Below are 20,725 nucleotides of genomic sequence, written 5' to 3'. Positions count from 1 at the left end.
CGCAGTAAGATGGCGGTCTCGCAAACAACGCAGGCCGCCATCGATGCAACCTTCCCCTGACCTCATCGCACAGCTGGACCAGAGCACGGACCAGCTCAAGCGCGCTCGCCTGCGCAGCATGCAGCAGTTGGCCGTCGGCTTGCTGCTGCTGGCCGCGCTGGTGTTTGCCGTGGCCCGCTCGCAGCGCGGCGGCCACCCCGCCTGGGGTTATGTGGAGGCATTCGCCGAAGCGGCGATGATCGGGGCGATTGCCGACTGGTTCGCCGTCGTCGCCCTGTTCCGCCACCCGCTGGGCATTCCCCTGTGGCATACGGCCATCATCCCGAACAGCAAGGCCGACATCGGCCGCAGCCTGGGCGCCTTCGTGGAAAACCATTTCATTACCGAGCAAGGCATCGCCGAACGCATCGCGCAAGCCGACCCCGCCGCGCGCCTGGGAGCCTGGCTGGCGGACGAGGGCCACGCGCGGCAACTGGGCATGGCCAGCGCCGGTGTCGCCAGACAGCTGCTGGCGATGGCCAACCACGAGCAGCTGGGGCAGCTGCTGCGCGAGCAGGCCAGCAACTACCTGGGACAATTGAATGTATCGGACGTGGCGGCCGACTGCATCGATGCGCTGATCGCCGATGGCAAGCCGCAGCAACTGCTGGACTTCCTGCTCGACCGCGGCGCCGCCTATCTCGACGACGAAGCGCATCACGCAGCCATCGGCGACTTCGTGCTGGGCGCCTTCCAGATCGAGAACGCGCTGGTGAAAAAGGCCGTGAAAGCGTATGAACCGCGCATGATCGCCTCGCTGCAAAAATTCGCCCTCGCCGTGCGCATCGATCCCGAGCACCCGCTGCGCCAGCGCATCGCCGGCTGGATCGCCGACAGCGCCCTGCACCTGAAGGCCGATCCGCAATGGCAAGAGACGGTGCGCCGCTACCAGCTGCAGCTGATCGCCAGCGATACCGTGCAAGCCATGCTGGGCGACGTCTGGACCAACATCAGCACGCGTCTGCTGGCCGACCTGCACGCGGACCAGCCCGTGCTGGCGCAAGCCATCGCCAACGTGGCGCGCAACACGGGCAAGGTGCTGGAGGAAGACAAGGCTGCGCGGGCATGGCTGAACGACGCCATCGTCGCCGGCAGCGGTTCGCTGGTGCGCCGCTACCGGGGCGAAGTGGGCGCCTTCATCGCCGCCCGCCTGGACCTGTGGAGCAAGGATGAAATGAGCGAGCGCATCGAACTGGCCATCGGGCGCGACCTGCAATTCATCCGCATCAACGGCACCATCGTGGGCGGCCTGGCCGGCTTGCTGATTTATTCAGTCAGCCAGGCCTGGTAGGCCGACTACCAGCCAGGGACCGTGCCCGGCAACGCCGCGCACGACACCACGCCGCACATGGTGGTAAACAGCACCGGCACGCCGGCGCGCCCCGTGGCGATGCAGGCCGCGGCCGGCACCACGGCCAACAGCAGGGCCAGGTAGGCTATCGCCTTCAGGCGCCGCACGGACGCAGGACGGCCGCCCGGCCTGTGCGGATGGCCCATGTCCGCCTCTGCGCTGCTCCTTGCCGACATTTTCGTATGCATGTCCATCTCCTCTATCCGCAGTGACTGCGCTGGTCTGGCTTTATTTTGCTACATAAATTTACCAAATACAATAAATAAATTCACGAAAAAATCGTTTTTACATCAAAAACCACGCGACACGAAGCAAAAAACTTTCCAGTCATAGAGTGAAAACGGCTCATGGCCAGCCTGATCCAGGCCGGCCATGCGGCCGCATGTGCGAAAAATTCAAACAAAATCATTTAAATCAAGATATTTGTTGAAATCAATTTTATTCGGTGTATGATGATTTCCATGGAGAAGTCAAAGCGGTGCAACGGCTATCGCAGCCTCGACCGCCCGGCCACTCCGCCTTCTTTGCAGGGGACACGCACATGAACAAAATCCTGGCCTTGCGTCTGCTCGACGCCGCCGACGACGCCGCCGTCATCATCGATGCGGGCTCGCGCATCCGCTATGCGAACGACGCCATGTATGCGCTGAGCGGCTATGCAGCGGGCAGCCTGCCGGGCCAGCAGATCGAGGCGCTGCTGCCCGACGCCGTGCGCGAACAGCATGGCGCGCAGATCGGCGCCTATCTGGCCGGCTACAAGAAGTCCAAGGTACTGGGCCACAAGCGCCATTTCGCCATACGCCACCGCGACGGCTCGATGCTGCCCATCGTGCTCAAGGCCATGGACTTGGGCAAACTGGACGATGAAAACTTCATGGGCGCCTTTTTCATCGACCAGCGCCATGAACGCGCCATCGAACAGCAGAATGCGGCCCGCTGGCAGCAGTTGCAGCGCATCGCCCTGACCGATCCCCTGACCCTCCTGCCGAACCGCCGCGCCTTCGAGATTGACGCCGTGCGTGCGGCCGCGCGGGACCGGCGCGCAGGCAATCCGATGACCATCGGCATCGCCGACATCGATTTCTTCAAGAAGGTCAACGACCGGCATGGCCACGCGGCCGGCGACGCCGTGCTGCAAGCCATCGCGGCCGTGCTGCAGTCCCAGGCGCGGGCATCGGACGTCATCGCCCGCGTGGGCGGCGAGGAATTCGGCATGCTGTTCCCGCATACGGACATGAGCACGGCGCACCGCGTGGCCGAACGCATCCGCCTTGCCGTGGCCGCAACCTGCGTCGACTTCGAGCACACGCCCATCACGGCGACGATCAGCATCGGCCTGGCGCCGCTGCCCAACAACGGCGACTGGAAAGCCGGCTTCATGCAGGCCGACGCGGCGCTGTACCAGGCCAAGAACAATGGCCGCAACCGCACCGAGCAGGCTTGAGCGGCACCCGGGGACTTTCGCAGTTTCACGCATCACGCAACACCTGACAGGAGCACACACATGGAAACCACCACGACGCATGCCGCAGTACATGCCGCAGTAACGGGCCAAGCGGCGCCAGCGGGCGCGCGGGAATTGCTGGTCTTTGGCCTTGGCAATGAGGAATACGCAATCGACATCGGCCTGGTGCAGGAAATCCGCGGCATCGGGGCCGTGACCCGCATCGCCAATGCGCCCGCCTTCCTCATGGGCTTCATCCACCTGCGCGGCAGCATCGTGCCGCTGATCGACCTGCGCATCGCACTGGGCCAGGCCGAGCCCGCGTACGACGCCTCGACCGTGGTGATCATCCTCATCTTCGCACATGGCGCCACCGGCATCGTGGTCGACCGCGTGGCCGATGTGGTGCCGCTGACGCCGGCACAGCTCAAGCCCCCGCCGCAGCTGCATGGTTCGGCGATGGCCGGCCACGTCACGGCCATCGGCAGCCTCGATGAACGGCTGCTGATCGTGCTCGACATGGACAGCCTGCTGTCGGGCCTGGGCATGCCCGGCACGGGCAAACTGGCTGCCTGAGGCAGCGTCGCCATCGCGTCCGCTACCTGACCGCCATCCGCCGGAGACACCATGAGCATCCTGATCGTCGATGACAACGACACCAACCTGAGCCTGCTATCGACGCTGGCGCGCAAGGCCAGCAACATCGAGTCCGTCTGCATGAACGACCCCATCGATGCCTTGACCTGGTGCGAGTCGCATGTGCCGGACCTGGTCCTGCTCGACTACCGGATGCCCAGCCTGTCGGGCAATGAATTTCTCAGCATTTTCCGCAAGATGCGGGGCATGGCCGACATTCCCATCATCATGGTCACCACCGAAAACGACCGCGCCGTGCGCAAGCAGGCCTTTTCGCTCGGGGTCACGGAGTTTCTCACCAAGCCCGTCGACACCATAGAGTTCAGCCTGCGCGTGCGCAATCTGCTGTCCCTGCGCATGGCGCAAACCATGCTGGCCGACCGCGCCAAGCTGCTCGAACATGAAGTGCGCCAGGCCATCGCCAACGTCACGGCGCGCGAGATGGAACTGGTCACGCGCCTGGCGCGGGCGGCCGAATTCCGCGACCCCGAAACGGGTGCTCACATCATGCGCATGGCGCGCTATTCGGCGCTGATCGCCAGGAACCTGGGCATGGATGCGCAATGGCAGGACCTGCTGCTCAAGGCGGCCCCCATGCACGACGTGGGCAAGCTGGCCACGCCCGACCATATCCTGCTCAAGCCGGGCCGGCTGGACCCGGAGGAAATGGCCATCATGCGCCAGCATGCGGAAATCGGCGGCAAGATCCTGGCCGGCAGTGATTCGCCGCTGATCCAGCTGGCCGAGGAAATCGCCTGCGGCCACCACGAAAAATACGACGGCAGCGGCTATCCGCGCGGCCTGGCGGGCGAACAGATACCGCTGTCGGCGCGCATCGTCGCCGTGGCCGATGTCTTCGACGCGCTCACGTCAGAACGCCCGTACAAGCCGGCCTGGCCCGTGGAGCAGGCGCGCCTGTTCCTGCAACAGAACCAAGGCAGCCATTTCTGCCCGTGCTGCATCGACGCCTTCCTGGGCGCCTGGGACGAGGTGCTCGACATCCGCAACAGCCTGCCCGACCCCGTCCAGCATCACGCCCACCCACTGTAAGCGAGGACCCTGCCATGCGCGTGCAACAACTGATCCTGAAAAACCGTGCCGACATCGATGCAGCACTGGCGCCCCTGGCCGCCATGCAGCCGCAGCTGGTGCTGGTGTTTGGCGCCTGCGCCTATTTTTCCACCCCCGAACTGACGGCGGCGCTGCGCCGCCAGATGCCCGGCGCCGTGATCGCCGGCTGTTCCACGGCTGGCGAGATCGCCGGCAAGCGCGTCTACGACGACAGCTGCGTCATCACCGCCATCGGCTTCGCGCACACGGCGGTGGCGATTGCCGACGCCATCATCTGCGACATGGCGGACTCGCACGAGGCGGGCGAGCGCCTGGCGCAGGCGCTGCCGCAGGACGGCCTGACGGCGGTCTTCATGCTGGGCACGGGCGTGGCCATCAACGGCAGCGCCCTGATCGCCGGCCTGCAGGCGAACCTGCCGCCGGGCGTCACCATCTCGGGCGGGCTGGCCGCCGACGGCGGCGCCTTCCGCCAGACCTGGACCCTGGGTCCGCGCGGCGCGGCCGACAATACCATCGTCGCCGTCGGCCTGTACGGCGAGCATATCCGCCTCGGCTACGGCAGCCATGCGGGCTGGGAAGCGTTCGGCCCCGCGCGCAAGGTGACGCGCTGCGGCGACAACGTGCTGTATGGCCTCGATGGCGCGCGCGCGCTGGACATCTACAAACTGTATCTGGGCGACTATGCGCGCGACCTGCCCGGCTCGGGCTTGCTGTTCCCGTTTGAAATGCTCACGGCGGCGCATGAAAAAAGCAATGTGTTTCGCACCATCCTCGCCGTCGATGAAGAACAGGGTTCGCTGACACTGGCCGGCGACATCCTCGCCGACGGCTACCTGAAATTGATGCATTCCAGTACCAACCGGCTGATCGACGGGGCCGAAATGGCCGCGCGCGGCGTCCTGCGCCACGCCGATACGCTGGGCGACCAGCTGGCCCTGCTGGTCAGCTGCGTGGGGCGCAAGCTGGTGATGGGCGACCGGGTCGAGGAAGAGGTCGAAGCGGTGGCCGACGTGCTGGGCAGCGGCGCCACCTGTATCGCCGGTTTTTACTCGAACGGCGAAATCGGCATCGCGCAGCCGCATGGCGCATGCCAGCTGCATAACCAGACGATGACCGTGACTGTGCTGAGCGAAACATGAACCGCACCCTGGCACGCCAATTGAGCCGCGTCTGCGACATCGACTCGGAAAGCGCCTGCATCGCCATGCTGGAACAGGCCCAGGCATTGGCGGCGCAAGCGGGCACGCCGCCCGAACTGGCCGCTTTCCTGGCCGGCCTGCCGGCCCTGCTGCTGCGCATCGACGGCAGCTACGAACAGGCCGAACGGGACCTGGACTTGCGCTCACGCAGCCTGGAGCTGAGTTCGACGGAACTGAGCATGACCAATGACCTGCTGCGCACGGAACTGGCCAGCCGCAACCGCGTCCTGCAATCGCTGCGCGTGGCGGCCGTGCGCCTGCTCGACAACGACGATTCCGGCCTGCACCTGCCGCAGGAAGGCGATATCGAGGGCCTCTCGGTGCTGCTGGCCAAACTGGTATCGCAGCAGGAGCTGCGCCGCATCGAACTGCAGAACCAGCGCTTCGCGATGGACCAGCATGCCATCATCAGCATCACCGACACGGCCGGCGTCATCATTTACGTCAACGACAAGTTCTGCGCCATCAGCGGGTTCGCGCGCGAAGAACTGATCGGCAAGACGCACCGCCTGATCAATTCGCATACGCATCCTGACGCCTTCTTTGCGCAGATGTGGCAAACCATCACCACGGGCCAGGTCTGGCATGGCGAAATCTGCAACCACGCCAAGGATGGCGGGCAATACTGGGTCGACGCCACCATCGTGCCCTTCCTCGACGCCGCCGGCGAACCGTATCAGTACATCGCCATCCGCACGGAAATCAGCGACAGCAAACGCATGGCCGAGACCATCGCGAAAAGCGAGCGCGAATACCGCAACGTCGTCAACAGCCTCCATGAAGTGGTCTTCCGCACCGACCTGCACGGCGCCTGGACCTTCCTGAACCCCGCCTGGCACACCATCACCGGCTTCGACGCCGCCGACAGCCTGGGCAAGAATGTGTTGCAATTCATCGATGCGCGCGACCGGGAGCGCGCCGCCGCCGGCCTGTCCCAGCTGCTGAGTGGCCAGGTGGACAGCATGCGCCATGAAGCGCGCTACCTCACCCGCGACGGCGACGTGCGCTGGGTCGACGTGTGTGCGCGCGCCGAGCGCGATGGACAGGACCGGCTGGCCGGCATCACCGGCAGCCTGACCGACATCACGGAGCGGCGCCTGGCGGCGCGCGAGCTGCGGCACAACCTCAACTTTGTCGACGCGCTGATCGAGACCATCCCTATCCCTTTGTACCTGAAGGATGTACAAGGCCGCTACCTGCGCGCCAACCGCGCCTTCTGCGCCTTCTTCCATCTCGACCAGGCGCGCATCCCGGGCATGACGGTGGCCGACATCCTGCCGCGGCAGCAGGCGCAGCAAGCGCGGCAGCACGACCTGGACCTGCTGCAGGACCGCGGCAACCAGACGTATGAGGAGCGGCTGACCATCGGGACGCGCCAGGTCGATGTGCTGTTCAGCAAGGCGGCCCTGCTGAAGTCCGACGGCAGCCTGCACGGCCTGGTCGGCACCATCGTCGACATTTCCAGCCAAAAGGCGGCTGAACGGGCGCTGCTGTTGGCCAAGGAAGTGGCCGAATCGGCCAGCCGCTCGAAGAGCGAATTCCTGGCCAACATGAGCCACGAGATCCGCACGCCGATGAACGGCATCCTGGGCATGACGGACCTGGTGCTCGATTCCGAACTCGACGTCCACCAGCGCAAATACCTGGAAATCGTCAAGGCTTCGGCCGACGCCCTGCTGTGCATCATCAACGACATCCTCGATTTCTCGAAGATCGAGGCGGGCATGCTGACCCTGGAAAGCATCCCTTTCAAGCCGCGCCAGCTGCTGCAGGAAACCATGCGCGCACTGGCCATGCGGGCCCGGGCCAGCGGCCTGGAACTGGTGCTCGACATCGATCCCGCGCTGCCGCACACCCTGCTCGGCGACCCTGGCCGGCTGCGCCAGATACTCACCAACCTGGCGGGCAACGCCATCAAGTTCACGCCGCGCGGCGAGGTCACCGTCGGTGCCCGGCTGCGCGCCAGCGGCGATGGCATGGCCCAGCTGCAGCTGGGCGTGCGCGACACCGGCATCGGCATCGCCGCCGACATGCAGGAGGCCGTCTTCGACGCCTTCCAGCAAGAAGACGGTTCGACCACGCGGCGCTTCGGCGGCACGGGACTGGGCCTGTCGATCACGCGCCGCCTGGTGGGCATGATGGGCGGCAGCATCGGCCTGTCGAGCGAACTGGGCAAGGGCAGCAGCTTCAGCGTCGACCTGGCCCTGCCCATCGGCGAGCATCAGCCTTGCCTGCCGCCGCCGGGCGCCTCGCTGGCGGGACGCAGCATTCTGCTGGTCGACGACAATGCCAGCAGCCTGACCATCCTGCGCAAGATCTTCGAGCACAGCGGCGCCACGGTCACCGCCTGCGAATCGGGCGAGGCGGCACTGGAGCACTGCCGCAGCGCCCTGCCGGCCGACTGCATCATCATGGACTTTGCCATGCCCGGCATGAATGGCTTCGACACCGCCTCGGCACTGGCCGCCCTGCCCCACTGGAGCCAGGTGCCCATCGTCATGCTCTCGTCCAGCGGCAGCCTGGGCGACGCGGCGCGCTGCCGCGAACTGGGCATCGACGGCTACCTGCTCAAGCCGGCCAGCCCCGAGGAATTGCTGGCCATCACCATGAGCGTGCTGGGTACTTGCCGCGGCATGCCCTGCGCAACACCCGTGGTGACGCGCCATTGCGTGCGCGAAGGCTCGCCCAGCCTGGACATCCTGCTCGTCGAGGACAACGCCATGAACCGCGAACTGGCCACCGTGCTGCTGTCGAATGCGGGCCACCGGGTCACGCATGCGGCGCATGGCCGCGAAGCGCTCGACTGCCATGCGGCCGGCCATTTCGACCTGATCCTGATGGACCTGCAGATGCCGGAAATGGGCGGTTTCGAGGCCACCGCGCAGATACGCCAGCGCGAAGCGCAAGGCATGCCGAAGAGCGTCATCATCGCCATGACGGCCAGCGCCTTCGAAGGCGACCGCGAACGCTGCATCGCCGGCGGCATGGACGATTACCTGTCCAAGCCTTTCCGCACCGCCGCCTTCCAGAGCCTGATCGGACAGCATGTGGGGCGAATAAGCAAGCAGGCACCCGCCACGCCGCCTGACGCGGCACTGCCGGCAGCGAACGGCGCGCCGCGCTTCGACTACGGCGCCGCGCTGGCCAACGCCGATGCGGATGTCGTCGCCATCATCGGCGCCTCGTTCCTGGCCGGCTTGCCGGAGCAGCTGGCCGCCTTGCGCGCAGCCCTGCAGGCGGGCGACCGGCCCGGCGCGAGCCGGCAGGCGCATACCCTGGCCGGCTTGCTGGCCAACTTCCATGCCAGCCCCGCCGTCGCCATCGCCGCAGCCATCGAGCGCGAAGCGGCACAGGCCCAGCAAGCGGGGTTGCTGGCGCACTGCGCCGCGCTGGAGGAACAGTTGCGGCTGTTCATGCAGGAAACGGGCGCGGCCATCCAGGCGGCAAGCCGGACGCTGCACGCATCCGGGCAAACTTGATGTAGATCATAATTTTTTGAACAAGCTCTTGCTATCCTGTAAAAAAATGACAGGAGTGCTGAATGAGCAAGACGCAGCCGGGCAATGCGCAACAAAACCTTGAACATGAGCGCCTGGGCAGCGCCTGGCAAGGCGTGCCGGCGCCCGACTATCCGGAGAGCGCGCCGGACGGCGCCACCCTGGACCTGCTGCTGAACGCCTGGCTGGGCAAGTTCACGGGCGGCATTTCGCCGGCCGCGCTGGGCAACGCCTATGCCGACTGGCTCAGCCACCTGGCGCTGGCGCCATCGAAGCAGCTGGCCCTGCTGCAGGAAGCGTGGAAGAAGATCGGCCGCTGGCAACAGTACGCCATGCAATCGGCCATGGCTGGCGGCGCCGCCGAGCCGCCATGCATCGCGCCGCTGCCGCAGGACCGGCGCTTCGAGGACCCAGCGTGGCAGCGCTGGCCGTACAACCTCGTCTACCAGGGCTTCTTGCTGCAGCAGCAGTGGTGGCACCGCGCCACCACGGGCGTGCGCGGCGTCGCGCCGCACCACGAGGACGTCGTCACGTTCACCGTGCGCCAGTGGCTCGACATGCTGGCGCCGTCGAACTTCATGCTGACCAATCCCGTGGTGCAGCAGGCAACCCTGGCAAGCGGCGGCGCCAACCTGGCGAACGGCGCACAGCACCTGGCCGACGACTGGCGCCGCGCCGCCATGGGGCCGTATGCGCCCGACACGCGCCGCTATAAAGTGGGCGAGAACGTGGCCGTCACGCCCGGCAAGGTGGTCTACCGCAACGACCTGATCGAATTGATACAGTACACCCCCACGACCGCCAAGGTGCATGCCACGCCCCTGCTGTTCGTGCCCGCGTGGATCATGAAGTTCTATATTCTCGACCTGTCGCCGCACAATTCGCTGGTGCGCTACCTGGTGGGCCAGGGCCACACGGTGTTCATGATTTCCTGGAAAAACCCGCTGGAAGAAGACCGCGAGCTGTCGCTGGAAGACTACCGCCAGCTGGGCGTGATGGACGCGCTCGACGCCGTTACCCGCATCACGGGGGCGCCGCAGGTGCACGCGGCCGGCTACTGCCTGGGCGGCACCCTGCTGGCGATTGCCGCCGCCAGCATGGCGCGCGACGGCGATGCGCGCCTGGCCAGCCTCACCATGCTGGCGTCGCAGGTGGACTTCAAGGAACCGGGCGAACTGTCGCTGTTCATCGACGACAGCCAGGTGAGTTTCCTGGAAGCGGCCATGTGGAAGCAGGGTTATCTCGACACGAAGCAGATGGCGGGCGCCTTCCAGCTGCTGCGTTCGAACGACCTGATCTGGTCGCGCCGATTGAACCACTATCTGCTCGGCCTCGACGAGCAGGACAGCGACCTGATGGCCTGGAATGCGGACGCCACGCGCATGCCCTGCCGCATGCATGCGGAATACCTGCGCCGTCTGTTCCTGCACAACGACCTGGCCGAAGGCCGCTACCGCACGGCAGGCCGGCATATCGCCCTGCCCGACATAGCCGCCCCCATCTTTGCCGTCGGCACCCTGACGGACCATGTGGCGCCATGGCGCTCCGTGTATAAACTGCAGCTGCTGACCGACACCGACGTCACCTTCCTGCTCACCTCGGGCGGCCACAATGCGGGCGTGGTCTCGCCGCCGGGCCAGCCGCGCCGCAGCTACCAGCTGGCCACGCACCGCCACGACGCGCCCTACATCGACGCCGACAGCTGGCAGCGCGACGTGCCGCACCACGACGGCTCATGGTGGCCCGCCTGGCAAGCCTGGCTGGCAGAGCGCTCGGGCACGCAGGTGGCGCCGCCGGCCATGGGCCCCGACTTGGGCGACGCGCCGGGCAACTACGTGCTGCAGACTTGACAACCGACTTCCGACAACCGAGGAAAACGCCATGCCCTACACCACCCTGCTGGTCCACGTCGACAATTCCCGCCACTGCGCCCGGCGCATCCGCCTGGCCGTGCGCCTGGCCGTTGCCGAAGGCGCGCACCTGATCGGTTCGGCCATGAGCGGCATCTCGCGCTATGCATATGGCGGCGGCGTCAACGCGCTGCAGTTTGCGCCGGCGCAGATGCAGGCGCTGCGCAGCCAGGCCAGCGAAGCCTTGCATGAATTCGAGCGCATCGCCCGCGAAGAAGGCCTGGGCACCTACGAAACGCGCTTCGTCGACGACGACGCGCAAGGCGCGCTGCTGCTGCAGGCGCGCTATTGCGACTTGCTGATCCTCGGCCAGACGGACGCGCAGGACACGCCATCGCGCGTCATCGCCGGCACGCCCGAATACCTGATGCTCCATTGCGGCCGGCCCATGCTGATGGTGCCGCACGCGCCAGCGGCCACGCTATCGGATAGCGCGCAGCATCCGCTGCTGGCCTGGAACGGCAGCGCCGAAGCGCTGCGCGCCATCACCGATGCGCTGCCGCTGCTGCAACGCGCGCGGCAGGTGACCCTGGCCGTCGTCAATTCGCACGCCCAGCCGGCCGCGCACGGCGAGCAGCCGGGGGCCGACCTGGCCCTGTACCTGGCGCGCCACGGCGTCAACGTCGAAGTGCTGCAGCACGACACGCCGCACGGCCAGGACGTGGGCGCGGCCCTGCTGGCCATGGCGACGCAGCGCCAGTGCGACCTGATCGTGATGGGCTGTTACGGCCACATGCGCCTGCGCGAAGCGCTGCTGGGCGGCGTCACGCGCACGGTGCTGCAGGACATGACCTTGCCGGTGCTGGTGTCACACTGACGGCGTCAGGCTGCCGGGGCGCCGAACAGCGCACCAATGCCCGATGCCGCCGCCATCGACAGCGCGCTCCAGAACACCACGCGCAGCACGCCCCGGCCCACGCGCGCGCCGCCGGCCCTGGCGGCCAGGCCGCCGAGCAAGGCCAGCGATAGCAGCGACGCCACGACGATGGCCGGTGCCAGCATCGACAGCGGCGCCAGCAGCACCACCAGCAGCGGCAACGCCGCGCCGACGGCAAAGCTGAGCGCCGAAGCCAGCGCCGCCTGCAGCGGGCGCGCGCGCATGCTCTCCGTGATGCCCAGTTCATCGCGCGCATGCGCGCCGATCGCATCGTGCGCCGTCAGCGCCCTGGCCACCTGCGCGGCCAGGGCCGGTTCCAGGCCACGCGCCACATAAATGTGCGTCAGCTCGTGCAGCTCCCCCTTGGGATCGTCGAGCAGCTCGCCGCCCTCGCGCTCGAGCGCCGCCTGTTCCGTATCGGCCTGCGACTGCACCGAGACATATTCGCCCGTGGCCATCGACATGGCGCCCGCCACCAGGCCGGCCACGCCGGCCACCAGGATGCTGTCGTGCGTGGCGTGCGCCGCCACCACGCCCAGCACCAGGCTGGCCGTCGAGACGATGCCGTCATTGGCGCCCAGCACGGCGGCGCGCAGCCAGCCCACGTTGTCCATCCGGTGAAACTCGCGGTGTCGCAATGGCATATTCGCTCCTTTATGCATGCATGGGCGCGCCGGCGGGCGCGGGAAAGCGTACCGTCACCACCAGGCCCGCGCCATCGGGCCCGGCGGCCAGCTGCACGCTGGCGCCATGCGTCTCGGCGATGCGCCGCACGATCGACAAGCCCAGGCCGCTGCCCGGCTGCTGCGCGCCGGCGGCGCGGAAAAAGCGTTCGAACACGCGCTCGCGCAACTGTTCGGCGATGCCGGGCCCCGTGTCGCTCACGCGCAGCAGCACGCCGCCGGCCTCGGTGCGGCAGTCCAGCGCCAGCGTGCCGCCGGCCGGGGTATAGCGCATGGCATTGTCCATCAGGTTGCGCGCCAGGATCAGGACATGGTCCTGCTGCAAACGGCACGGCGCCGTGGCCAGGTCGGCCCGCAGCAGCAGATCCTGGCGCTGCGCCTGCGCCATCCAGGCGGGCAGCTGTTCGGCCAGCACGGCGGCCAGGTCCAGCACGGGCAGGTCGGGCGGCGGCTGCGACTGCGGGTCGAGCCGGGACAAGGTCAGCAACTGCCCCACCAGGCGCGTGGCGCGGTCCACGCTCAGTCCCAGGCCCGTCACGGATTCCTTGCGCTCGGCATCGCTGCGCGCGCGCTGCAGCACCTGCAGGTTGGTCTTGATGGCCGCCAGCGGCGTGCGCAGTTCATGCGCGGCATCGGCCGTGAAGCGCTGCTCCTGCTCGCGCGTCTGGCGCACGCGCACGAACAGGCGGTTGATGGCTTGCAGCAGCGGCTGCACTTCCAGCGGCGCGCCCGTCACGCTGACACTGGCCAGATCGTCGGGCGTGCGCAGCGCCACTTCATCGGCGCTGCGGCGCAAGGCGCGAAACACGCGGTTGATGCTCCACCAGATGGCCAGGGCCGCCAGGGCCGCCATCGGCAAGCCGATGGCCAGCAGCTTCACGGCGAAGCGGCTGCTGATTTCCTGGCGGTGGCTGGCCGGTTCCGCCACCTGGATCTGCAGCTGCGCATTGTGATTCCAGCTCGTATAGATGCGCCACAGCCGGCCATCGTTGTCGTGCCAGCTGTAGCCCACATCGGCCGGCGCGGCGAATGCCTGGTCCGGCGCGCCGGCGTTCTTGTACAGCAGGCGCTGCTGCGCATCCCACACCTGGAACAGCAGATACTGGCGGTGGTTGCGGTTTTGCGCCACCGGCATCACCAGCGACGCGCTCGCGCCATGCTCCTGCACCTCGTGCTCGGCCAAAGCAAGCAGCAAATGGCCCGTCTCGGCCAGCGACTGGTCGAACAGTTCCTGGCTTTCGCGCCCCGCTTCCAGATACACGATGGCGGCGCTGAAGCCCCATAAGGTGAACGTCAGTCCCAGCAGCACGGCCAGCAGCGTGCGCCGCAGCGACCATGCGCCCGCGTTGCCCGGGATGGCGGGCATCACGGACACGCCTGCGTGTCGGGCGTATCAGGCGTAGCGGGCTTGTCGATGCTGTAGCCGATGGCATGCACGGTGCGGATCAGCGCCTTGCCCAGTTTGCGCCGCAAATGGTGGATATGCACCTGCAGCGCGTTGCTGTCGATTTCCTCACCCCAGCTGTAGACGCCCTCTTCCAGCTGCACGCGGCTCAGGATGCGCCCGCGCTGCTCGACCAGCATCAGCAGGATGCTGAACTCCTTGCCCGTCACGGGCACCGCCACGCCGCCCTGGTGCACCTGGCGCGCGGCGACGTCGATGACGATATCGCCATGCACGAGTTCTTCGTGCGTGCGCCCGGCCGCGCGGCGGCAGGCGCTGCGCATGCGCGCCGCCAGCTCATCGAGATCGAAGGGTTTGACGATGAAGTCGTCCGCGCCCGCATCCAGGCCCGTCACCCGGTCGATGATCTGATCGCGCGCCGTGACGATCAGGATCGCCCCGCCATAGCCGCCGCGGCGCAAGGTCGCCAGCGCCTGCATGCCATCCTCGCCCGGCAGGGCCAGGTCGAGCAACAGACAGCCATAGCGGTGCAGGCGCACGGCCATATGCGCGCTTTCAGCCGACTGCACCCAGTCGACCGCATAGCCGGCCTGCTCCAGCCCCATCTGCGTGGCGCGCCCCAGCTGGGGGTCGTCTTCTATCAGCAATATGCGCATCGTGGCCTGTCCTGTCGGGGAATTTCATGCTGGCAGCGTAGGCGCCGGACATTAAGAACTTCTTAACATCTGCTGGCGACCATCGATCCATCGTCCACTTCCGGCTGCCTCCCATGCCCGCTTTCCCCCATCTTAACCGCTGCCAGCCTTGCTGGCCAATCTTGGCCCTGCTCGGCTGGCCGCTGCTGTCGGCCGCCGCGCCGCAGCAACTGCTGCTCAGTTCGCAACAAATCAGCCATGCCGGCATCGCCACCACGCCGGCGCTCGCCACGCTGGCCGGCGAAGGGACGCCGGCAGGCAACGACCTGGTCCTGTCAGGCACCGTGGTAGCGCCGCCCGGCTCGGGCGCCGTCGCCAGCGCCGTACTCGACGGCGTAGTGCAACAGGTGCACGTGACGCCGCTGCAGCAGGTGCGCGCCGGCATGCCGCTGCTGACCCTGTACAGCCAGGGCTGGCTGGAGTGGCAGCGCGCCTACCTGGAAAAGGCCAGCGCGGCGCGCCTGGCCCAAGCCAGACTGGCGCGCGACGAAGGACTGTACGGCGACGGCATCATCGCCCGTGCCCGTCTCGATGAGAGCCGCGATGCGGCGCAGCTGGCCACGCTGGCGGCCAGCGAACGCGAACAGGCGCTGCGCAGCGCCGGCCTCGATGGCGTGGCGCTGCGGCGCCTGCGCGAACAACGCACGCTGTCGCCCCTGCTGACGGTGCGCGCCAGCCGCGCCGGCAGCGTGCTGGCCTTGCCGGTCGAGGCGGGGCAGCACGTCGAAGCGGGCGCGCTGCTGGCCCGCATGGCCGCCAGCGGGCCCCTGTGGGTGCAGTTGCAGGCGAGCCGGGCGCAACTGCCGCTGCTGCACGTGGGCGACCTGCTGCAGGTCGACGGCTGCGCCAGGCTGCGCGTGACGGCCATCTCTCCCGTCGTCGACGCCGCCACGCAAAGCGCGCAGCTGCGCGCACAGCAAGTGGGCCAGGAGCCATGCCTGAAGGTGAATGCCTTTGTCGAAGTGCGCCTGCTGCGCCCGGCGCAAATGCCGGGCGGCGTGGCCGTGCCGGCGGCGGCGCTGGTGCGGCGCATGGGCGAGGCGCGCCAGGAGTACGTCTTTGTCGCCAATGCCAGGGGCTACACGGCAGTGCCGGTGCAAGCGACGCCGGCCGGCGGCGGCATGGCCTGGGTACGCGGCGCTGTGCTGCCAGGCGACGCGGTGGCCGTGCGCGGCCTGGCGGCGCTGAAAGGCAGCTGGAGCGGCCTGGGAGCGGTTGCGGACGCGCCCGTCCAGGGAGGCAAGTGATGCTGGCCCGTTTGATCGCCCTGTCGCTGTCGCAGCGCCTGATGGTGCTGGTGCTGGCCGCGCTGATGGCCGCGGCCGGCGTGCAGGCGTTCCGCGCGCTGCCCATCGACGCCTTTCCCGATGTCTCCGGTACCCAGGTCAAGCTGATCCTGAAGGCGCCCGGCATGACGCCGGAAGAGGTCGAGGCGCGCATCGTCGCCCCCATCGAGCAGGAATTGCTGGGCATCCCGCGCCAGGCCGTGCTGCGCTCGCAGTCCAAATATGCGATCGCCGACATCACGCTGGACTTCCAGGAAGGCACGGATGTCTTCTGGGCGCGCCAGCAAGTCAGTGAACGGCTGGCCAGCGTGCTGAAGGACTTGCCCGCCTCCGTCAGCGGCGGCCTGGCGCCGATCACCACGCCGCTCGGTGAAATTTTCATGTTCACCATCGAGGGACCCTTGAGCCTGATGGAAAAACGCACATTGCTCGAATGGACCATCCGCCCCCAGCTGCGCAACATCGCCGGTGTGGCCGACGTCAATTCGCTCGGCGGCATGGTGCGCAGCTTCGAAGTGGTGCCCGACCTGGCCGCCCTGGCCGCGCGCGGCCTGTCGCTGGCGCAGCTGCAGCAGGCGCTGGAAGCGAACAACCGCAGCGACGGCGCGGGCCGCCTGGGCAGCGGCGAGGAGGCACTGCTGATCCGCAGCGACGCGGGCATCCGCACGCTGGACGACGTGCGCGCCATCGGCATCGACCGGCGCGGCGGCATGGCCGTGAACGTGGGCCAGGTGGCCACGGTGCGCATCGGCCAGCTGACGCGCTATGGCGCCGTCACCCAGGACGGGCGCAGCGAAGCCGTGCAGGCGCTGGTGCTGGCCATGCGCGGCGCGAATGCGCAGCAAGTGGTGCAGCAAGTGCGCGCGCGGCTCGACGCGCTCGGCCCCAGCCTGCCCAAGGGCACCACCATTAGCACCTTCTACGACCGCGGCAAGCTGGTGGAGCGGGCCGTGGCCAGCGTCACGGGCGCGCTGGCTGAAGCGACCGTGCTGGTGATCGTGCTGCTGTACGTCTTTCTGGGCAACCTGCGCTCGGCACTGGTGGTCGCCTGCATCCTGCCGCTGGCGGCGCTGGGCACCTTCCTGCTGATGCAGGCGTATGGCCTGAGCGCCAACCTGATGTCGCTGGGCGGCCTGGCCATCGCCATCGGCATGCTGGTCGATGCGGCCGTGGTGGTGGTGGAAAACATCGAAGCCCATGGCGCCCACGCGCAACCGGGCGTGCCGCGCCTGCACCGCATCTACCGGGCCGTGCGCGAAGTAGCGCTGCCCGTCAGCGCAGGCATGCTGGTGATCATGATCGTCTTCCTGCCCCTGCTGACGCTGCAGGGACTGGAAGGCAAGCTGTTCGCGCCCGTGGCGCTGACCATCCTCTTCGCGCTGGCCGCTTCCCTGCTGCTGTCGCTGACCGTCATTCCCGTGCTCGCCTCGCTGCTGCTGCCCGAAAGCCACGCGGGTACGCCGCGCCTGGTGCAAAAAATGGAAGCGGCCTACCTGGCCCTGCTCGGGCGCGCCCTGCGCCGCGAGCGCCTGATCGGCGGCGTGGCCGTGGCGGCCCTGCTGCTGGCCGCTGGCGTCTTCCTGCAGGTGGGCAAATCGTTCATGCCCACGCTGGACGAAGGCGACATCATCATGCAGATCGAAAAACTGCCGTCCGTCAACCTGCAAGAGTCGGCGCGCCTGGACATGGCCATCCAGCGCCGCATCCTGGAACAAGTGCCCGACGTGCGCCGCATCGTGGCGCGCCTGGGCTCCGATGAACTGGGACTCGATCCCATGGGCCTGAACGAAACGGACTCCTTCCTGGTGCTCAAGCCGCGCGCGCAATGGCACAGCGCGAACAAGGATGCGCTGATCGATGCCCTGCGCGCGGCCACGGCGAGCTTTCCGGGCGTCAATATCAGCTTTACCCAGCCCATCGAGATGCGCACCTCGGAAATGCTGTCCGGCGTGCGCGGCGACGTGGCCGTCAAGATCTACGGCCCTGACAGCAAGACGCTGGGCGCGCTGGCCGCGCGCATCGTGGCCCAGCTGCGCACGCTGGCCGGCAGCGAGGATGTGCTGACGACGCAAAACTCGGGCGTGCAATACCTGCAAGTCGATATCGACCGCGTGGCGGCCGCCCGCCTGGGCCTTTCGGTGGAGCAGGTCCAGGGCGACTTGCGCACCCTGATCGAAGGGCGCCAGGCTGGCATCGTCATCGAAGGCGGCAAGCGGCTGCCCCTGCTGCTGCGCGGCGGCGAACAACTGCAGCTGTCGGCCGATCTGTTCGGCCAGCTGCGCCTGCCCATGGCCGATGGCCCCGCCATCGCCCTGAGCCAGGTGGCCAGCCTGCGCACGGTCGACGGCCCCGTCAAGGTGGAGCGCGAAAACGCCTCGCGCCTGGTGGTGGTGCGCGCCAATGTGCGCGGGCGCGACCTGGTCGGCTTCGTCGACGAAGCCAAGGCCCTGGTGGCGCGGCAAGTGCCGCTGCCGCCCGGCTACCGCATCGCCTGGGGCGGCCAGTTCGAAAACCAGCAGCGCGCCGCCGCCCGCCTGGCGCTGGTCGTGCCCATCGCGCTGGCGCTGATCTTCCTGCTGCTGTATACGACCTTGCATAGCATCCGGCAAACCCTGCTGGTGCTGGTCAACATCCCGTTCGCGCTGACGGGCGGCGTGTATGCACTGGCCCTGACGGGCGAGTACCTGTCCGTGCCCGCCTCGGTGGGCTTCATCGCGCTGATGGGCATCGCCGTGCTCAATGGCCTGGTGATGATCACCTGCTTCAACGACCTGCATGCGCGCGGCGTGCCGGTCGGCGAACTGGTGCTGCAAGGCGCCGTGCGGCGCTTCCGCCCCGTCATGATGACGGCCTGCATCACGGGCCTGGGCTTGGTGCCGCTGTTGCTGGCCACGGGACCCGGCTCGGAAATCCAGAAGCCACTGGCCATCGTCGTCATCGGCGGCCTGCTCAGCGCCACCGTGCTGACCCTCGTACTGCTGCCCCTGCTGTTCCGCCGCTACGGCGTGGCGCAGCCATCTGTCCCTAGCATTGCCCACACTGGAGCCCACCATGCAGCACCCTGACCATTCCCCCTGCGACGCCATGCTGACGCTGGCCATGCCCGTAGCCCTCGAAGAGGACGTCCTCGATTTCCTGCTGCTGCACCCGGCCTGGGCGGCCGGTTTTTCGGTGCTCGATGCGCAAGGCATGGGACCGGGCGCCGCCTACCCCTCCAGCCTGGAACAGGTACGGGGCCGGGGACGGCGCAAGCTGGTCCTGGTCGCCGGCGCCGACACCGACTTGCGCCTGCTGGTGCAGGCGCTGGCGGCACAGCTGCCCAAACCCGACATCGCCTACTGGATCAGCCCCGTGCTGTGCCACGGGAGGCTGGCATGAAGACGCGCGTCCTGGCCCTGCTGTTCCTTGCGGCGGGAGCGCAGGCGGCGCCTGGCGCCCCTACCGCGCTGCCGCCCGAAGCCGAGGTGCGGCGTGTGCTGGCCAGCCTGCCGGCGCTGCGCCAGGGGGTACTCAATACGCAACTGGCCGGCGCGGAACGCGACAAGCTGGCCGCCGGGCCCTATGAATGGACGGTGCGCGCGGGCGCCAGCCAGCGCAGCGTCCCCGGCGCAGAACGCTACCGGGAACAGGAAGTGGCGCTGGAGCGGCCCCTGCGCTGGTTCGGCAAGGCCAGCCTGGACCAGGCGCTGGGCGAGCAAGGCCTGGCCGTGGCGCGCGCGCTGCATGGCGACGCCTGGCACGAGGCGGGACGCGCCCTGCTGCGCGACTGGTTCGACGCGCTGCGCGAGCTGGCCGGCGTGGCGCGGCTGGAAGAACAGCTGGCCGTGACGCAGCGCTTGCAAACGATTGCCGCGCGCCGCGTGCAGGCGGGCGACGGCGCCGCGCTCGACTTGCTGCAAGCCGACACGGAACAGCAACGCGTGCTGGCCCTGCTGCAACAGGCACGCCAGCGCAGCGAGCAGACGCTTGCGCTGCTGGCCATCAGCTACCCCGGCTTGCCGCGTCCGCAGGCCGACTCGCTGCCACTGCCGCAAGCCGGCAGCGAGGCCGCAGCCAGCTGGGCCGAGCGCATCGTGCATATCGAGCACGATAGCCACGAACTGCAGCTGGCCCAGGCAGAGGCGGACCTGTACGCCATGCGCGCCAGCCGGCTGGCCAGCGACGCCATGCCCGACCCGACGCTGGCACTGCGCGCCGCGCGCGAGCGCGACGGCCAGGAGCGGGTGTTCGGCGTCAGCCTGTCGTTTCCCCTGCCCGGCGCCGGACGCACGGCGGACCGGTCGGCGGCGGCCATCAAGGCCTCGATGGCGCGCGAACGGTTGGCGCAGACCCGGCTGCGCGTCGCCCTGGCGGCCCGGCGTGCCGCCAGCGACAGCGTGCATAGCCACGCAATATGGACGACATTGCAAGACGTACAACAACACACCATGCGCCAGGCGGAACTGATGCAGCGCGCCTACCAGGCGGGCGAATGCACGCTGGCCGTAGCACTGGCCGGCAGGCGGCAGGCGCTCGACGCGGCGCTGACGGCGCAGACGGCCCAGATCGAGGCGCTGGCGGCCCAGGCGCGCCTGCAACTCGACGCGCACGCCATCTGGTCCATCGACTGATGCGGCGCCAACACGATTCATC

General features: G+C 68.0%; 16 protein-coding genes. 12 read left to right on the top strand and 4 right to left on the bottom strand.

Annotated elements, in window-relative coordinates:
- Positions 1–43 precede the first annotated feature (43 nt).
- Complete coding sequence (locus CLU91_RS02280) at positions 44–1,330, top strand: DUF445 domain-containing protein (protein ID WP_100872808.1); 1,287 nt, start codon at positions 44–46, stop codon at positions 1,328–1,330.
- A 5-nt stretch (positions 1,331–1,335) separates the two neighbouring features.
- Here CLU91_RS02280 and CLU91_RS02275 read toward each other — a convergent pair whose 3' ends face one another.
- On the bottom strand, positions 1,336–1,578 hold the full coding sequence (locus CLU91_RS02275) for a hypothetical protein (protein ID WP_100872807.1): 243 nt from the start codon (positions 1,576–1,578) through the stop codon (positions 1,336–1,338).
- Positions 1,579–1,931: 353 nt separating this feature from the next.
- On the opposite strand from CLU91_RS02275, the gene CLU91_RS02270 reads away from it, so the two are divergent.
- The 7 genes from CLU91_RS02270 to CLU91_RS02240 all read left to right on the top strand — a co-directional run bounded on the left by CLU91_RS02270 (position 1,932) and on the right by CLU91_RS02240 (position 11,964).
- Entirely contained in the window at positions 1,932–2,834 is a 903-nt protein-coding gene (locus CLU91_RS02270) for a sensor domain-containing diguanylate cyclase (RefSeq protein ID WP_100872806.1), read from the top strand.
- A 60-nt stretch (positions 2,835–2,894) separates the two neighbouring features.
- Entirely contained in the window at positions 2,895–3,410 is a 516-nt protein-coding gene (locus CLU91_RS02265) for a chemotaxis protein CheW (protein ID WP_100872805.1), read from the top strand.
- A gap of 51 nt (positions 3,411–3,461) precedes the next feature.
- Entirely contained in the window at positions 3,462–4,520 is a 1,059-nt protein-coding gene (locus CLU91_RS02260) for an HD domain-containing phosphohydrolase (protein WP_100872804.1), read from the top strand.
- A 14-nt stretch (positions 4,521–4,534) separates the two neighbouring features.
- Positions 4,535–5,680 (top strand): FIST signal transduction protein, encoded by a 1,146-nt coding sequence (locus CLU91_RS02255; RefSeq protein WP_100872803.1) that lies wholly within the window; start codon positions 4,535–4,537, stop codon positions 5,678–5,680.
- On the top strand, positions 5,677–9,219 hold the full coding sequence (locus CLU91_RS02250; protein ID WP_100872802.1) for a PAS domain S-box protein: 3,543 nt from the start codon (positions 5,677–5,679) through the stop codon (positions 9,217–9,219). The genes CLU91_RS02255 and CLU91_RS02250 overlap by 4 nt, the downstream gene beginning before the upstream one ends.
- Before the next feature lie 62 nt (positions 9,220–9,281).
- The gene (locus tag CLU91_RS02245; protein WP_100872801.1) at positions 9,282–11,087 is read left to right on the top strand and encodes a PHA/PHB synthase family protein; all 1,806 of its coding nucleotides are present in this window, start codon (positions 9,282–9,284) and stop codon (positions 11,085–11,087) included.
- A gap of 31 nt (positions 11,088–11,118) precedes the next feature.
- Positions 11,119–11,964: a universal stress protein gene (locus tag CLU91_RS02240; RefSeq protein ID WP_100872800.1), complete on the top strand. Its 846-nt coding sequence runs from the start codon at positions 11,119–11,121 to the stop codon at positions 11,962–11,964.
- 5 nt (positions 11,965–11,969) lie between these two features.
- Here CLU91_RS02240 and CLU91_RS02235 read toward each other — a convergent pair whose 3' ends face one another.
- From CLU91_RS02235 to CLU91_RS02225, 3 genes are read right to left on the bottom strand one after another with little or no spacing between them, the layout of a single operon-like run.
- Complete coding sequence (locus CLU91_RS02235) at positions 11,970–12,668, bottom strand: VIT1/CCC1 transporter family protein (protein ID WP_071077573.1); 699 nt, start codon at positions 12,666–12,668, stop codon at positions 11,970–11,972.
- Between the two features lie 10 nt (positions 12,669–12,678).
- Positions 12,679–14,073: an ATP-binding protein gene (locus tag CLU91_RS02230; RefSeq protein WP_232730591.1), complete on the bottom strand. Its 1,395-nt coding sequence runs from the start codon at positions 14,071–14,073 to the stop codon at positions 12,679–12,681.
- Positions 14,073–14,768 (bottom strand): response regulator, encoded by a 696-nt coding sequence (locus tag CLU91_RS02225; protein WP_100872798.1) that lies wholly within the window; start codon positions 14,766–14,768, stop codon positions 14,073–14,075. Before CLU91_RS02225 ends, CLU91_RS02230 begins: the two co-directional genes overlap by 1 nt.
- Positions 14,769–14,929: 161 nt before the next feature.
- Here CLU91_RS02225 and CLU91_RS02220 point away from each other — a divergent pair, with 161 nt between their 5' ends.
- From CLU91_RS02220 to CLU91_RS02205, 4 genes are read left to right on the top strand one after another with little or no spacing between them, the layout of a single operon-like run.
- Entirely contained in the window at positions 14,930–16,054 is a 1,125-nt protein-coding gene (locus tag CLU91_RS02220; protein WP_232730590.1) for an efflux RND transporter periplasmic adaptor subunit, read from the top strand.
- Positions 16,054–19,158, top strand: a complete 3,105-nt coding sequence (locus CLU91_RS02215; protein WP_100872797.1) for an efflux RND transporter permease subunit — start codon at positions 16,054–16,056, stop codon at positions 19,156–19,158. The genes CLU91_RS02220 and CLU91_RS02215 overlap by 1 nt, the downstream gene beginning before the upstream one ends.
- On the top strand, positions 19,145–19,471 hold the full coding sequence (locus CLU91_RS02210) for a DUF3240 family protein (RefSeq protein ID WP_099764025.1): 327 nt from the start codon (positions 19,145–19,147) through the stop codon (positions 19,469–19,471). Before CLU91_RS02215 ends, CLU91_RS02210 begins: the two co-directional genes overlap by 14 nt.
- The gene (locus tag CLU91_RS02205; RefSeq protein ID WP_100872796.1) at positions 19,468–20,703 is read left to right on the top strand and encodes a TolC family protein; all 1,236 of its coding nucleotides are present in this window, start codon (positions 19,468–19,470) and stop codon (positions 20,701–20,703) included. The genes CLU91_RS02210 and CLU91_RS02205 overlap by 4 nt, the downstream gene beginning before the upstream one ends.
- Positions 20,704–20,725: the final 22 nt, after the last annotated feature.

Source organism: Janthinobacterium sp. 64 (assembly GCF_002813325.1).
Lineage (GTDB): Bacteria > Pseudomonadota > Gammaproteobacteria > Burkholderiales > Burkholderiaceae_D > Janthinobacterium.
Note: the sequence above shows the minus strand (reverse complement) of the source record. Positions and strands in the feature narration are given on the sequence as shown.

Coding starts and splice junctions, on each gene's coding strand:
- CLU91_RS02250 (WP_100872802.1), top strand. CDS start 5,677: ATGAACCGCACCCTGGCACGCCAATTGAGCCGCGTCTGCGACATCGAC.
- CLU91_RS02280 (WP_100872808.1), top strand. CDS start 44: ATGCAACCTTCCCCTGACCTCATCGCACAGCTGGACCAGAGCACGGAC.
- CLU91_RS02230 (WP_232730591.1), bottom strand. CDS start 14,073: ATGCCCGCCATCCCGGGCAACGCGGGCGCATGGTCGCTGCGGCGCACG.
- CLU91_RS02255 (WP_100872803.1), top strand. CDS start 4,535: ATGCGCGTGCAACAACTGATCCTGAAAAACCGTGCCGACATCGATGCA.
- CLU91_RS02210 (WP_099764025.1), top strand. CDS start 19,145: ATGCAGCACCCTGACCATTCCCCCTGCGACGCCATGCTGACGCTGGCC.
- CLU91_RS02260 (WP_100872804.1), top strand. CDS start 3,462: ATGAGCATCCTGATCGTCGATGACAACGACACCAACCTGAGCCTGCTA.
- CLU91_RS02275 (WP_100872807.1), bottom strand. CDS start 1,578: ATGCATACGAAAATGTCGGCAAGGAGCAGCGCAGAGGCGGACATGGGC.
- CLU91_RS02270 (WP_100872806.1), top strand. CDS start 1,932: ATGAACAAAATCCTGGCCTTGCGTCTGCTCGACGCCGCCGACGACGCC.
- CLU91_RS02225 (WP_100872798.1), bottom strand. CDS start 14,768: ATGCGCATATTGCTGATAGAAGACGACCCCCAGCTGGGGCGCGCCACG.
- CLU91_RS02235 (WP_071077573.1), bottom strand. CDS start 12,668: ATGCCATTGCGACACCGCGAGTTTCACCGGATGGACAACGTGGGCTGG.
- CLU91_RS02245 (WP_100872801.1), top strand. CDS start 9,282: ATGAGCAAGACGCAGCCGGGCAATGCGCAACAAAACCTTGAACATGAG.
- CLU91_RS02205 (WP_100872796.1), top strand. CDS start 19,468: ATGAAGACGCGCGTCCTGGCCCTGCTGTTCCTTGCGGCGGGAGCGCAG.
- CLU91_RS02265 (WP_100872805.1), top strand. CDS start 2,895: ATGGAAACCACCACGACGCATGCCGCAGTACATGCCGCAGTAACGGGC.
- CLU91_RS02215 (WP_100872797.1), top strand. CDS start 16,054: ATGCTGGCCCGTTTGATCGCCCTGTCGCTGTCGCAGCGCCTGATGGTG.
- CLU91_RS02240 (WP_100872800.1), top strand. CDS start 11,119: ATGCCCTACACCACCCTGCTGGTCCACGTCGACAATTCCCGCCACTGC.